The sequence below is a fragment of the Demequina sp. NBRC 110054 genome (genome assembly GCF_002090115.1).
Classification (GTDB): domain Bacteria; phylum Actinomycetota; class Actinomycetes; order Actinomycetales; family Demequinaceae; genus Demequina.
This window is the reverse complement of sequence record NZ_BBRK01000006.1, coordinates 476618-489814: the sequence shown is the minus strand read 5'-3', so window position 1 is coordinate 489814 and position 13197 is coordinate 476618. Positions and strand designations below refer to the sequence as shown.

Here is a 13197-nt window from a genome sequence, read left to right as displayed (position 1 = left end):
GCGAACGGGCCGCCGACGCCGTGGCCTGCGCCTGGTCAAGGCGATAGCCTCGGACCATCGCGGCGGTGGGGGCTGCCGCTCAGGGGGTGTGCATGGTCTCGTCGGGAGTGCGTCGCGTCGCGCGCGGCTTCGTGCTGACCAGCGTCGTTCTCGTATTCCTCGCCGCTCTGGTGCCGATGGTGCTTTTCGCCTGGATCGACTACTCGAACGAATCCGAGGGGAGCGAGCGCGCCGAGTACGGGGTTCTCGCGTCGTACGACACGTCGCTCGAGTGCATCGTCGACGGACTGGGCGCGCTCGGCGCCGACGCCTATCTCCGTCAGACCAAGGAGACGGTGGAGGGCTGCGTCTCCCTGCGCGCACTCCGCGACCCCAGCGCGGGCGTGACGGGGCAGACGGAGACCTACCTGATCGACTACGCGATCAGCGGCGACGAGTTCACGGGCGAGCTCTTCACCTACGGGCGGTACTCGGGGCCAGACGAGTTCTTCAACGCCTCCGGGTCCTCGTCGATGTGCTGGCGCCTCGTGGCGGACGCGCGTGCCCACGCTGTGGTGCGCATCGGCGAGGCCGACTGCGTCGGCGCAGCCGCTGAGGCGATCGGGGAGCGCGGCGAGGTGACGGTCCCGGACCTGCGTGCCTCGGGCACGGCGTCGACGGACAGCCTCGAGAGCCCCGCGACGGGGGAGGTCGAGTGGGTCGTGTCCGCGGGCACCCCCATCTCCGCGGGCGACGTGGTGGCGGTGATCGGCGGTCACGACGTGGTGGCGTATGCGGCTGCGGAGCCGCTCGCCAACGACTTCCCCGCGGGCACCGCAGTCTCGCCCGGTGGCAGTAACGACGCCGTGCTCGCCACGCAGACATACCTCGCCTCGCTCGGATACTCGGTGGGCCCGCTCGATGGGGAGCTCGGAGGGCGCACGCGCCACGGGATGGCGGCGTTCAACCGCGATCACGGACTGTCGGGGGATGTGCTGTCCGCCGACTCGCTCGCGTGGATGGGCGAGGTGCCGGTCGATGCGGTGGACGTGCGAGTGGCAGTCGGGGAGATTTTCGAAGGCGGCCAGATCCTGCGCGTCGAGCGCGGCTGGGGAGTGATGATCGAGGTTCCGTAAAGGGTTCTCCGCGGGCTCTGCGCGTGTCCTCCACAGGTCCTCGGCGTGTCGTCCACGTGTGCTCCACATGTCGCCGGTGTGTCGTCCCCAGAGGCACCCGAGGGCACTTCGTGCGTGTCAGAGGGGCGTGAGAAGATTTTTCTTGCGACACACCATGTTGTGTGTGTTGACGCATCAACGCCCCATATATAGTGGTGCCCACCTCGCAGGGGGGTACAGCGTCGAAAGGAACCGTCCATGACTATCTCGGTCTACTCCAAGCCTCAGTGCGTCCAGTGCACCGCGACCAAGAAGGCTCTTGAGCGCGCCGAGATCGAGTTCGAGATCTTCGACGTCACCATGGACGAGGACGCCTACAACACGGTGACCGAGCTCGGTTACCTGCAGGCGCCCGTCGTCATCGCCGGCGACGAGCACTGGTCGGGATTCCAGCCCGACAAGATCGCCGCGCTCGCCCAGAAGATCGCGTCCTAACAAAGACGTCCATCATGGCCTCGCTGGTCTATTTCTCCTCGACCTCGGAGAACACCAAGCGGTTCGTCGACAAGCTCGGCGTTCCCGCCGAGCGGATTCCGCTGAGGCCCAAGGATGAACCGCTCAAGGTGGACGAGCCCTATGTGCTCGTCGTGCCGACCTACGGCGGCGGCAACGAAGGGGGAGCCGTCCCCAAGCAGGTCATCAAGTTCCTGAACGACGAGCACAACCGCTCGCTGATCCGGGGCGTGATCAGCGCCGGCAACACCAACTTCGGCACGGCCTACTGCATCGCCGGTGACATCGTCGCCGCGAAGTGCCACGTGCCTCACCTGTACAAGTTTGAACTCTTCGGAACTCAGGACGACGTCAGCGCCGTCCGCGAGGGATTGGATGACCTGTGGAAGCAACTGTGATCGACAAGCCACGTACCGGCATGGACTACCACTCGCTCAACGCGATGCTGAACCTCTATGACACCGAGGGGAAGATCCAGTTCGACAAGGACCGTGAGGCGGCACGCGAGTACTTCCTCCAGCACGTCAACCAGAACACCGTCTTCTTCCACTCGCTCAAGGAGCGCCTCGACTACCTGGTCGAGAAGAAGTACTACGAGCCCGAGATCCTCGCGCAGTACGACTTCGGCTTCATCCAGGAGCTCACGGACCGCGCGTACTCGTACAAGTTCCGCTTCCCGACCTTCCTGGGCGCGTTCAAGTACTACACCTCGTACACGCTCAAGACGTTCGACGGCAAGCGCTACCTCGAGCGCTACGAGGACCGCGTCGTCATGGTCGCGCTGACCCTCGCCGCGGGCGACACCGAGCTGGCCACCAAGCTGGTCGACGAGATCGTCACTGGCCGCTTCCAGCCGGCCACCCCGACCTTCCTCAACGCGGGCAAGGCTCAGCGCGGCGAGTTCGTCTCGTGCTTCCTGCTGCGCATCGAGGACAACATGGAGTCGATCGGCCGCTCCATCAACTCCGCGCTGCAGCTGTCCAAGCGCGGCGGCGGCGTCGCGCTGTCGCTGTCGAACATCCGCGAGTCGGGTGCGCCCATCAAGCACATCGAGAACCAGTCGTCGGGCATCATCCCCGTGATGAAGCTCCTCGAGGACTCCTTCACCTACGCGAACCAGCTCGGCGCGCGTCAGGGGGCGGGCGCGGTGTACCTCTCGGCGCACCACCCGGACATCATGAAGTTCATGGATACGAAGCGTGAGAACGCGGACGAGAAGATCCGCATCAAGACGCTCTCGCTCGGCATCGTCGTCCCGGACATCACGTTCGAGCTCGCGCGCAACAACGAGGAGATGTACCTGTTCTCCCCGTACGACGTCGAGCGCGTCTACGGCGTCCCCTTCGGCGACATCTCGATCACTGAGAAGTACCACGAGATGGTGGACGACTCGCGGATCCGCAAGACCAAGATCGCGGCCCGCCAGTTCTTCCAGACCGTCGCGGAGCTGCAGTTCGAGTCGGGTTACCCGTACATCGTGTTCGAGGACACGGTGAACAAGGCCAACCCGGTCCAGGGCCGCATCAACATGTCGAACCTGTGCTCCGAGATCCTCCAGGTGAACACGCCCTCGAAGTTCAACGAGGACCTCACCTACGCGGAGACCGGCAAGGACATCTCCTGCAACCTCGGTTCGATGAACATCGCGACCGCGATGGACGGGGGCAACCTCGGCCAGACCGTCGAGATCGCCGTGCGCGGCCTCACCGCGGTGTCCACGCAGTCGGCGATCGACTCGGTGCCGTCAATCCGCTACGGCAACGACCGCTCCCACGCGATCGGCCTCGGTCAGATGAACCTCCACGGCTACCTGGGCCGCGAGCGGATCCACTACGGATCCGAGGAGGGCATCGACTTCACGAACATGTACTTCTACGCGGTCGTCTTCCACGCCATCAAGGCGTCGAACAAGATCGCGATGGAGCAGGGCACGGCGTTCGAGAACTTCGAGAACTCGAAGTACGCGACCGGCGAGTTCTTCGACAAGTACACCGAGCAGGAGTGGAAGCCCGCGACCGCCCGGGTGGCCGAGCTGTTCGCCGACGCCGGCATCGTCCTGCCGACCCAGGACGACTGGCGCGAGCTGAAGGCGTCCGTGCAGGAGCACGGCATCTTCAACCAGAACCTGCAGGCCGTCCCGCCGACCGGCTCGATCTCCTACATCAACAACTCGACGTCCTCGATCCACCCGATCGCGTCGCGCATCGAGATCCGCAAGGAAGGCAAGCTCGGGCGCGTCTACTACCCGGCGCCGTTCATGGACAACGACAACCTCGAGTACTTCGAGGACGCGTACGAGATCGGCCCCGAGAAGATCATCGACACCTACGCCGCGGCCACGCAGCATGTGGACCAGGGCCTGTCGCTTACCCTGTTCTTCCCGGACACCGCCACGACGCGTGACATCAACCGTGCGCAGATCTACGCCTGGCGCAAGGGCATCAAGACGATCTACTACATCCGCATCCGCCAGATGGCGCTTGAGGGCACCGAGGTTGAGGGCTGCGTCAGCTGCATGCTGTGACGCCCTGACGAGCTGAGACTGAAGGAACTGACATGAGTGAGAAGCTGACCCTCGTCAGCCACGTGGACGCGATCAACTGGAACCGCATCCCGGACGAGAAGGACGTCGAGGTGTGGAACCGCCTCACCGGTAACTTCTGGTTGCCCGAGAAGGTCCCGATCTCCGGCGACGTCCAGTCGTGGGCGACGCTCACCCCCGAGGAGCAGACGCTGACGATGCGCGTGTTCACGGGCCTGACGCTGCTGGACACGATCCAGGGCACCGTCGGCGCCGTGTCGCTCATCCCCGACGCGATCACGCCGCACGAGGAGGCCGTCTACACGAACATCGCGTTCATGGAGTCGGTGCACGCGAAGAGCTACTCGTCGATCTTCTCGACGCTGTGCTCGACGCCCGAGATCGATGCCGCGTTCCGCTGGTCCACCGAGAACCAGAACCTGCAGCGCAAGGCGAAGATCATCATGGACTACTACCGTGGTGACGACCCGCTGAAGCGCAAGGTCGCCTCGACGCTGCTCGAGTCGTTCCTCTTCTACTCGGGCTTCTACCTGCCCATGTACTGGTCGTCGCGAGCCAAGCTCACGAACACGGCCGACATGATCCGCCTCATCATCCGCGACGAGGCCGTGCACGGGTACTACATCGGCTACAAGTACCAGAAGGGCCTCGAGAAGGAGACGCCCGAGCGCCGCGAGGAGCTCAAGGCGTACACCTTCGACCTTCTGTACGACCTCTACGACAACGAGGTCCAGTACACGCAGGACCTCTACGACGGCGTCGGCCTGACCGAGGACGTCAAGAAGTTCCTGCACTACAACGCCAACAAGGCCCTCATGAACCTGGGCTACGAGGCGCTGTTCCCGTCCACGGTGACGGACGTCAACCCGGCCATCCTGTCGGCGCTGTCGCCCAACGCGGACGAGAACCACGACTTCTTCTCGGGCTCCGGCTCGTCCTACGTGATCGGCAAGCACGAGGAGACCACGGACGACGACTGGGAGTTCTGACCCCCAGCTCAGTCCATCAGCAATCGAGGGCCCCGCACCGTATGGTGCGGGGCCCTCGGCTTGTCTCCGGAGGTCGTCTCGCGAGGGCTGCGCGGTCGCACACGTTGCGGGGTCGGGAGGCTCGTCGGCGCGCCACAGGCGGGCGGCGACTCACCAGATCGCCGTGGCGAGCCGGCCCGTCTCGAGCACACCGGCCGACCCCGCCGAGCCCACGGCAGGGAGCCCGATCGCATGCGTCCGGTGCCCGCCCGGGAGGAACAGGATGTCGTCGACCGGGGCGTCCGCGCTGCCGTAGACCAGCACGTCCGGGCGGACCTGTGCGATCACGTCGGCCAGGTCGGGCAGCGCGGCCGCGTGGCTGATCACGAGCTCGGCGTGGCCCTCGGAGGCGACGCGTGCGGCCTCCTCGGCGGTGAGCCCGTCACCCAGCCAGAGGACGCTGCGGCCAGCGAGCGTCGTACGGAGCCCGGGCGGCGCGAGACGCACCGAGTCGCCCAGGACGGCAAAGCCCTCGGCATCGGTCGCGAGGCCGGTGAGGGCCGCATCGTCCCTGGTGGAGAGGGCGTACAGCAGTTGGCCGCGCGGAGCGAGCACTGCCCCGACGCACGCGGCGTCGAGGTCAGAAGCAAGCGGGGCCGCGCAGAGGATGGTCGAGATCCCTCGCGCCGAGAACCGGTCGAGCGTCGCCTCGAGCTCGGCGACCGACGGGATGTCCCCGAGGACTCCGACGTCCATGCGGAGCCTCCTGGGGTTCTGGCGGTGCGCGGTGGGTCGCGACCGGCTATGCGGGCCGGGCGATCAGCGCGCCCGTGACACCAGGAACGCTACCCTCGCCGTTCACGACACTCCCGCGCAGCCACGTGGTCCGCGCGACGCCGCGCAGCGCGTGGCCGTCGAAGGCCGTCACCGGGTTCTTGTGGTGGAGCTCGCCCGCGTGGATCACGCGTTCGTCGTCGGGGGCGAAGGCCACGAGGTCCGCGTCCTTGCCGAGCGCGATCCCGCCCTTGGCGGCGAGTCCGGCCCACGCCGCGGTCTTCGCGGACATCCAGCCCAGCACGTCGGCGAGCGAGTAGCCCCGGGACGATGCGCCCGTCCAGATCGCGCTCAGGCTCACCTCGAGCCCCGCGATGCCTCCCCACGCCTGCGCGAAGTCGCCCTGGCCCGCGAGCTTGAGGTCCGCGGTCGCGGGGGAGTGATCGGAGGCGATGAAGTCGATCGTGCCGTCGGCGAGGGCCTCCCACAGCGCCTCGCGGTTGGCCTCGTCGCGGATCGGCGGGCAGCACTTGTACTGCGTGCCGCCGTCGGGGATGTGCGCCGCGTCGAAGGTCAGGTAGTGCGGGCAGGTCTCGACGGTGAGCGGCAGCCCCTCGGCCTTCGCCTCGCGGATCGCGGGAAGCGCGGCGGCGGACGACAGGTGCAGGATGTGCGCACGGCACCCGGTCGAGCGCACCCCGTCGATGACGGACTGGATCGCCGTGGTCTCCGCCGCGTCAGGCCGTGTGGAGGCGAAGGCGACGGCATCCGTCCCGGGCGCCGCCGCATCGTCCAGGTGCCCCGGGTCCTCGGCGTGCACGATCAGCAGGCCGCCGAAGGAAGCGATCTCCTCCATCGCCTCGAGCACCTGGGCGGGCTCGAGGTGCGGGTACTCGTCGACGCCCGACGGCGCGAGGAAGCACTTGAAGCCGAAGACCCCGGCCTCGTGCAGCTCGCGGAGGTGGCCGAGCGAGGACGGGATCGCGCCGCCCCAGAAGCCGACGTCGACGCGGGCCTTCGACGCGGCGACCGAGCGCTTGAGCTCGAGGGCCTCGACCGTCGTCGTGGGCGGGATCGAGTTGAGCGGCATGTCGATGAGGGTGGTGACGCCGCCGGCCGCGGCGGCCGCCGTCGCCGACGCGAAGCCCTCCCACTCGGTGCGGCCGGGCTCGTTGACGTGCACGTGCGTGTCGACGACTCCCGGGATAAGCACGACGTCGTCGGTCAGGACCCGCTCGGCGTCGGTCTGCCAGGCCTGCTCGAGCGAGCCGATCCCCACGACGACGCCGTCGTCGACCGCGACGGACGCGGCGCGCTCCTCGCCATCGATCAGCGCGCGCGGGGCTCGGATCACCAGGTCGACGTCAAGCATGGGGCTCCTTGTGGGGACGGCGCGCCTGCCTAGACTGGCTGGCAGTTCCCAGCGTCAGGAGGCACGTGTGTTCGAGATCGCCCGCGAGATCCTCGCGGAGCTGGATGCGGACAGGCCGCTCGGGGTGGTGGTCGTGACGGCGGTGCATGGTTCGGCCCCGCGAGCCGTCGGCTCCGCGATGGCGGTCACCTGGGACGGGCGCGCGATCGGGTCGATCTCCGGTGGCTGCGTCGAGGGGGAGGCCTACGAGCTCGCGCTGCGAGTCCTGAAGGATCACAGCCTCGTCGACGTCGACCTGGGCGGGGAGGGCGACCTCTATGCGGCCGGGCTGGCGTGCGGCGGCTCGCTCGGCGTGGTCGCTTTCCGGCTGTCCGAGCAGGACGGCGCCGTGGTCCAGGCGCTGCGCGAGTCGCTCGACCCGGCAGCCCGCGTCGAGGTGCGCCTCCCGCGTCACCCCGAACGCGCGGAGGAGTCGTTCTCCCTGGTACGGGAGCCCGCGCCGCGCATGGTGATCGTGGGTGCCGTGGACTTCTCCGGAGCGCTGGCGAGCGCCGCGAAGGCACTGGGCTATTTGGTCACGGTCGTCGACGCGCGTCCCGTGTTCGCGACGCAGGCGAGGTTTCCCGAGGCCGACGAGGTGGTCGCCCAGTGGCCGCAGCGCTACCTCGAGGGCGTCGCGCTGGGCCCGGACGATGCGGTGTGCGTCCTGACGCACGAGGAGCGCTTCGACATTCCCACCCTGGGGGTCGCGCTGCGGTCGCGCGCCGGCTACGTGGGCGCGATGGGTTCGCGTCGCACGCACGAGCGGCGCGTCGAGCTCCTGCGCGGCTCGGGGCTGACCGAGGAGGAGATCGCCCGGCTGCGGTCGCCGATCGGCCTCGACCTGGGCGGATCGAGCCCCGCGGAGACCGCTGTCGCGATCCTCGCGGAGATCCTGCGCGACAGGACCGGGACCACCGGGCAGCCGCTCAGCGAGCGCGGCGGTCCTATCCACTGACACGCTCCGCAGCGGAGGCGAGCCGCCACACCCGGTCGCGCGACATCGGGATCTCGTAGGGGCGGGAGCCGACCGCGCGCATGATCGCGTTCGCGAGGGCGGGAGCCACGGGGTTGTACGGCGACTCGGACATCGACTTCGCCCCGAACGGCCCTAGCTCGTCGGACGTCTCCGCGAAGTACACCTCGGTGTCCGGGACGTCGGCGCTCTGAGGCACACGGTAGGTGCGGAACGCGGGGTTCGTGGGGGAGCCCTCGTCGCCGATGAGCACCTCCTCGTAGAGCGCAGAGCCGATGCCCTGCGCGACGCCGCCCTCGATCTGGCCGCGGCACTGCGCGGGGTTGAGGACCACGCCCGCATCCGCGGACTGGATCGACTGCAGGATCTTCACGGCGCCCGTGTCGAGGTCCACCGCGACGCGGAAGGCCTGCACGTTGAACGCGAGCGAGCGGATCATGCCATCGGTCGAGCCCTCGCCGACGAGGCCTTCGGCGGGGATCTCCTCGCCCGCGTCGAGCCGCGCCTTGAGTGCGAGCGCGGCGGCATGCACCGCCTTGCCCGCGACCGTGATGCCGGTCGAGCCGAAGGCCCCGGTGTCGTAGGCGGTCGCGTCGGTGTCGGACGCGCGCAGCTCGATCAGGGACAGCGGGACGCCGAGCGCCTCCGCCGCGATCTGGGTGTGCACGGTGTGGGTGCCGTTGCCGAACTCCGCGGTGCCGGCCGCGACCAGGAACGTGCCGTCGGGCCGCGCGGTCACGGAGGCGGTCGCATGGTGGCCGCGCGGGGGGATCGTGGCGATCATGCTCAGCGCCATGCCCTCGCCCACGGACCACCCGTCCGGAGCCGAGACGCCGTTGCCGCGCGCGAGCGCGGCCTCCGCGAGATCCAGGCACTGGTCCAGGCCGTACGAGCCGAAGATGAGCCCGTCCTGGTGCTGCCGCTCGGTCACGCCGAGAGGATCGCCGTCCTTCACGGCGTTGAGCCGGCGCATCTCGAACGGGTCGATGCCGAGCTTGAGCGCGAGCTCGTCGATCGCCGACTCGACGGCGAAGATCACCTGCCCAAGGCCGTAGCCGCGGAACGCACCGGCGGGCGTGGTGTTCGTGTAGACCACCTCGGCGTCCAGCCGCTTGGCGGGGGAGCGGTAGGCCTCGAGCGACTCCGCGCAGCCGTGGAACATCACGCCGATCGCGTGGTTGCCGTACGCGCCGGTGTTGGACAGCACCTGGATGTCCATCGCTGTCAGGATCCCATCCGCGTCGGCGCCCAGCGTCGCGGTCACGCGGAAGGGATGCCTGGTAGCGGTGCGGATGAACTCCTCGGTGCGGGTCATCTCGTAGGCCACGGGGCGGCCGGTCTTGAGCACCGCGAGGGAGACGATGTCCTCGGTGAAGATCTCCTGCTTGCCGCCGAAGCCGCCGCCCACGCGCGCCGTGAAGACGCGCACGGACTCGGGGGCGCGGTCCAGGATCACCGCGAGCTCGTCGCGCACGAGGAACGGCACCTGCGAGCTGGTCCGCAGGGTGAGCCGCCCGAGATCGTCGATCCAGCCGACCGAGCCATGCGTCTCGAGCTGCGCATGCGTGACGCGCGAGTTCGACCACGTGCCGGTCGCGACCGCGGCGGCCGAGGCCAGCCCCGAGTCGACCTCCCCGTAGCCGCCCTTCCAGGACGCGACGAGGTTGCGCGAGGCGTCGAGCACCCCGTCCTCGGGCGTGCGGCCGGGGTGGATCACCGGCGCCGCACCTGAGCGCGCCTCCTCGGGATCGAACACCGCGTCGAGGACCTCGTACTCGACCTTGAGGGCCTCGATCGCGGCGTCGGCGATCGCGAGCGAGTCCGCGACGACGGCAGCGACGCGCTGGCCCTGGAAACGCACGACGTCGTCCAGGATGCGGGTGTCGCGAGGGTCGTCCATCCGGCTCTCGTGGCGCGCGGTGGAGAACAGCGTGGCGGGGGCATCCTCGTGGGTCAGCACGGCGTGGACGCCGTCGATCGCGAGGGCCGCCGACGCGTCGATCGAGACGATGCGGGCGTGCGCATGCGGGGAGCCGAGCACGCGCATGTGGAGGGTCCCGGGGATCCAGGTGTCGAATGTGTAGGGCTCACGGCCCTGCACGACGCGGGTGGCGGCAGGGGGACGGGCGGACGTGCCGACGACGGGGGCGCCGGGATTCGGGGACGATGCAGTCGCGGCGGGCGAGGACGATGCGGTCGCCCGGTCCTCGCCGGGGACAAGGGACGATGCGGTCGTGCCGCAGACGCCGTCACACTCGCCGCCGCCGCCGCAGCCGCGGCGCACCGCGTGCTCGACCGCCTCGCGGATCGGGCGGTAGCCCGTGCACCGGCACAGCGACCCCTTGAGCCTCCGGTCGAGATCGGGCAGGTCGTCCTCCGTGAGGGAGGCCGCGGTGACGACCATGCCGGGGGTGCAGAAGCCGCACTGGAAGGCGAAGCGATCGACGAACTCCTCCTGGACCGGCGCCAGCGCATCGTCCTGGGCGATGCCCGCGGCCGTGGTGATCGTGCGGCCCTCGGCGCGGACAGCGGGGTAGAGGCACGAGTGCACGGGCTCGCCGTCGACGAGCACCGCGCACGCGCCGCAGTCTCCCGCGTCGCAGCCCTTCTTCACCGCGGTCGCGCCGCGGGAGCGCAGGAAGGTGCGCAGGCACTGGCCGGGCTTCGGCTCGCCCTCGATGGGCGCGCCGTCGACGTTCATCGTCATGAGTCGGTCTCCATCAGATCGGCCAGCACGCGTGCCGCGAGCACGCCGGCGACGTGCCGACGCCAGTCCTCGGTGCCGAGCGCGTCGGTGTAGAAGCCCTCCGCCGCGCGCACCGACTCGACCAGCCGGTCCTCGCTCGGCGGGACGGGGAAGGAGTACACGCACGGGGTGAGCGTCGCTGCGGTGACCACGATCGTGATCGCGTCGTCAGGGTCGCGGCGTCCCGTGACGACGGCGCCCGAGCGTCCGAGCTCGGCGAGCGCGATCTTGTGCAGCGCGGTGCGTCCCGCGAGCGCGGCGGCAGGGAGGTCGATCGCGCGCACGACGTCCCCGGGCTGCAGGGTGTTCGTGCCGTTGCCCGTCGGCAGGGAGGCAACGGGCTCCCTACGGACGGACCCGTCGGCCGCCCAGATCTCGACCGTGCCGTCGAGGGTCGCGCATGCGGCGAGCATCGCGGCGGCAGCGAAGGAGCGGCACACGTTGCCGACGACGGTCGCCTCGTTCCAGATCTTGAAGCTCGCGAGCAGGGCGTTCGCGGCATCGCCGAACAGCGCCTGCGCGGGCCAGCCGGGGACCTGCGGCTCGGCGAGCAGGCGGGCGATCGTGCACGTCGCGCCGATGCGCAGTCCCGCGTCGCTGACCTCGACCGGCTCCCAGGGCATCGACATGAGGTCGACGAGTCCCGTGACGTCGCGGTTCGGCTCGGAGAACATCCAGGTACCGCCCGCGAGCAGCGCCTCTCCTGGCGCGAGCGCGAGGTCGGCCCGCGTCGTGGCGCGGCGGTAGCCGGTGACTGCGGTGAGATCCATCGCGTCTCCTTCCCAGTTCGGCCCGAGGCGCGCGTCGACCGTTCGAGGTCAGCGTGGCGCTCCGGGCATGTTCACCAGACGAACAGCCAGTAGAGCACGACCCGAAGTCACGATTGGGTATCGGCGGCGGGATTTAACAGCGATGAAACAGAACTGGTCGTGTTGATGAAATCTAAAGTCCCTACTTTGGCGGTGTGCCGCAGCCGTGGTGTGTCCACGGTCGCGTCGGAGGGGCTCACATGCTCACCCACGTCCGCGGGCGGCACGCGCCTCGCACAGGGAATACGAGGCGCGATAAACACAGGGAGAGAGAACACATGTCCTTCAGCTTCAAGCGCACCGCGGCTGTCGCCACGGCTGCCGTCGCGGCTCTCACGCTCGCGGCCTGCTCGTCCTCCGACTCGTCCGAGTCGTCGTCGTCAGCGTCGGGCGAGGCCACCGAGGAGGCCATGGAGGCCGCCGACTACGGTGACATCACGCTCCAGCTGTCCTGGATCAAGAACGAGGAGTTCTCGGGCGAGTTCTTCGCGGACTCGATGGGCTACTACACCGAGGCCGGCTTCTCGTCCGTCGAGATGGTCCCCGGACCGTCGACCGGTGCCGCCGAGCTCCTCTCGGGCACGGCCGACTTCGCGCTGTCCGACGCGGTCTCGATCGGCTCGGCCGTCGCGACCGAGGGCGCGCCCCTGAAGATCGTCGGCGCGACCTACCAGAAGAACCCCTTCACGGTGCTCTCGCTGGCCGACGGCGCCGACATCCAGACGCCCGAGGACATGGTCGGCAAGAAGATCGGCGTCCAGGACTCGAACACCTCGCTGTTCGAGGCGCTGCTCGCGGCGAACGGCCTGACCACCGATGACGTCGAGATCGTCCCGGTCCAGTACGACCCCGCGCCGCTCACCAACGGCGAGGTCGACGGCTTCATCGCCTACCTGACCAACGAGTCGCTCGTCCTTCAGGCCGAGGGCATCGAGGTCACCAACCTGCCCTTCGCCGACAACGGCCTGCCGTTCGTCGCCGAGACCATCACGGTCACGCAGGACCTCATCGACTCCGACCCCGAGATGATCAAGGCCTTCCTCGTGGCCGAGATCAAGGGCTGGTCCGACACCGTCAACGACCCGGCCGAGGGCTCGCGCCTCGCCGTCGAGGAGTACGGCGTGGACCTCGAGCTCGACCCGGAGGTCTCGCTCGAGGGCGCGATCGTCCAGGCCGAGGACCTCGTGGTCTCGGACGAGACCGTCGCGAACGGCCTCTTCACCATCTCGGACGCCCTCCAGGAGGAGACCCTCGCCTCGCTCGCCGGTGCGGGCATCGACCTCACCGCCGAGGACCTCTTCGACATGAGCCTCCTCGACGAGGTCTACGCGGAGTACCCCGAGCTCATCGCCTACGCGGGCTGA

General features: G+C 68.9%; 11 protein-coding genes. 7 read left to right on the top strand and 4 right to left on the bottom strand.

Annotated features, from left to right (window positions below):
- Positions 1–92: 92 nt before the first annotated feature.
- The 5 genes from B7K23_RS14885 to nrdF all read left to right on the top strand — a co-directional run bounded on the left by B7K23_RS14885 (position 93) and on the right by nrdF (position 5138).
- Complete coding sequence (locus B7K23_RS14885; RefSeq protein WP_084127464.1) at positions 93–1115, top strand: peptidoglycan-binding protein; 1023 nt, start codon at positions 93–95, stop codon at positions 1113–1115.
- Between the two features lie 237 nt (positions 1116–1352).
- Entirely contained in the window at positions 1353–1589 is a 237-nt protein-coding gene (gene nrdH / locus B7K23_RS14880; protein ID WP_084127463.1) for a glutaredoxin-like protein NrdH, read from the top strand.
- A gap of 14 nt (positions 1590–1603) precedes the next feature.
- Positions 1604–2005: a class Ib ribonucleoside-diphosphate reductase assembly flavoprotein NrdI gene (nrdI, locus tag B7K23_RS14875; RefSeq protein WP_084127462.1), complete on the top strand. Its 402-nt coding sequence runs from the start codon at positions 1604–1606 to the stop codon at positions 2003–2005.
- A gap of 20 nt (positions 2006–2025) precedes the next feature.
- Entirely contained in the window at positions 2026–4131 is a 2106-nt protein-coding gene (gene nrdE, locus B7K23_RS14870; RefSeq protein ID WP_143338344.1) for a class 1b ribonucleoside-diphosphate reductase subunit alpha, read from the top strand.
- Between the two features lie 32 nt (positions 4132–4163).
- Entirely contained in the window at positions 4164–5138 is a 975-nt protein-coding gene (gene nrdF / locus B7K23_RS14865; protein ID WP_084127461.1) for a class 1b ribonucleoside-diphosphate reductase subunit beta, read from the top strand.
- A gap of 150 nt (positions 5139–5288) precedes the next feature.
- Here the strand turns inward: nrdF and B7K23_RS14860 are convergent, their stop codons facing one another.
- Positions 5289–5873, bottom strand: coding sequence for a hypothetical protein (locus B7K23_RS14860; RefSeq protein ID WP_084127460.1), 585 nt, complete (start codon positions 5871–5873; stop codon positions 5289–5291).
- A gap of 46 nt (positions 5874–5919) precedes the next feature.
- Positions 5920–7263 (bottom strand): allantoinase AllB, encoded by a 1344-nt coding sequence (gene allB / locus B7K23_RS14855; RefSeq protein ID WP_084127459.1) that lies wholly within the window; start codon positions 7261–7263, stop codon positions 5920–5922.
- A gap of 67 nt (positions 7264–7330) precedes the next feature.
- Between allB and B7K23_RS14850 the strand changes: the two genes are divergently transcribed.
- Positions 7331–8260, top strand: a complete 930-nt coding sequence (locus B7K23_RS14850; protein ID WP_084127458.1) for an XdhC family protein — start codon at positions 7331–7333, stop codon at positions 8258–8260.
- Here B7K23_RS14850 and B7K23_RS14845 read toward each other — a convergent pair.
- Together B7K23_RS14845 and B7K23_RS14840 are read right to left on the bottom strand one after the other, a co-directional pair.
- The gene (locus tag B7K23_RS14845; RefSeq protein WP_084127457.1) at positions 8250–10985 is read right to left on the bottom strand and encodes a molybdopterin-dependent oxidoreductase; all 2736 of its coding nucleotides are present in this window, start codon (positions 10983–10985) and stop codon (positions 8250–8252) included. The two genes, B7K23_RS14850 and B7K23_RS14845, sit on opposite strands and share 11 nt — an antisense overlap.
- Entirely contained in the window at positions 10982–11794 is an 813-nt protein-coding gene (locus B7K23_RS14840) for an FAD binding domain-containing protein (RefSeq protein WP_084127456.1), read from the bottom strand. Before B7K23_RS14840 ends, B7K23_RS14845 begins: the two co-directional genes overlap by 4 nt.
- Positions 11795–12111: 317 nt before the next feature.
- On the opposite strand from B7K23_RS14840, the gene B7K23_RS14835 reads away from it, so the two are divergent.
- Positions 12112–13197: an ABC transporter substrate-binding protein gene (locus tag B7K23_RS14835; protein WP_084127455.1), complete on the top strand. Its 1086-nt coding sequence runs from the start codon at positions 12112–12114 to the stop codon at positions 13195–13197.

What these genes read in the sequence shown, in the direction of transcription:
- nrdH (WP_084127463.1), top strand. Translation starts at nt 1,353, where the DNA reads ATGACTATCTCGGTCTACTCCAAGCCTCAGTGCGTCCAGTGCACCGCG.
- nrdE (WP_143338344.1), top strand. Translation starts at nt 2,026, where the DNA reads ATGGACTACCACTCGCTCAACGCGATGCTGAACCTCTATGACACCGAG.
- nrdI (WP_084127462.1), top strand. Translation starts at nt 1,604, where the DNA reads ATGGCCTCGCTGGTCTATTTCTCCTCGACCTCGGAGAACACCAAGCGG.
- B7K23_RS14885 (WP_084127464.1), top strand. Translation starts at nt 93, where the DNA reads ATGGTCTCGTCGGGAGTGCGTCGCGTCGCGCGCGGCTTCGTGCTGACC.
- B7K23_RS14835 (WP_084127455.1), top strand. Translation starts at nt 12,112, where the DNA reads ATGTCCTTCAGCTTCAAGCGCACCGCGGCTGTCGCCACGGCTGCCGTC.
- B7K23_RS14860 (WP_084127460.1), bottom strand. Translation starts at nt 5,873, where the DNA reads ATGGACGTCGGAGTCCTCGGGGACATCCCGTCGGTCGCCGAGCTCGAG.
- B7K23_RS14840 (WP_084127456.1), bottom strand. Translation starts at nt 11,794, where the DNA reads ATGGATCTCACCGCAGTCACCGGCTACCGCCGCGCCACGACGCGGGCC.
- nrdF (WP_084127461.1), top strand. Translation starts at nt 4,164, where the DNA reads ATGAGTGAGAAGCTGACCCTCGTCAGCCACGTGGACGCGATCAACTGG.
- allB (WP_084127459.1), bottom strand. Translation starts at nt 7,263, where the DNA reads ATGCTTGACGTCGACCTGGTGATCCGAGCCCCGCGCGCGCTGATCGAT.
- B7K23_RS14845 (WP_084127457.1), bottom strand. Translation starts at nt 10,985, where the DNA reads ATGACGATGAACGTCGACGGCGCGCCCATCGAGGGCGAGCCGAAGCCC.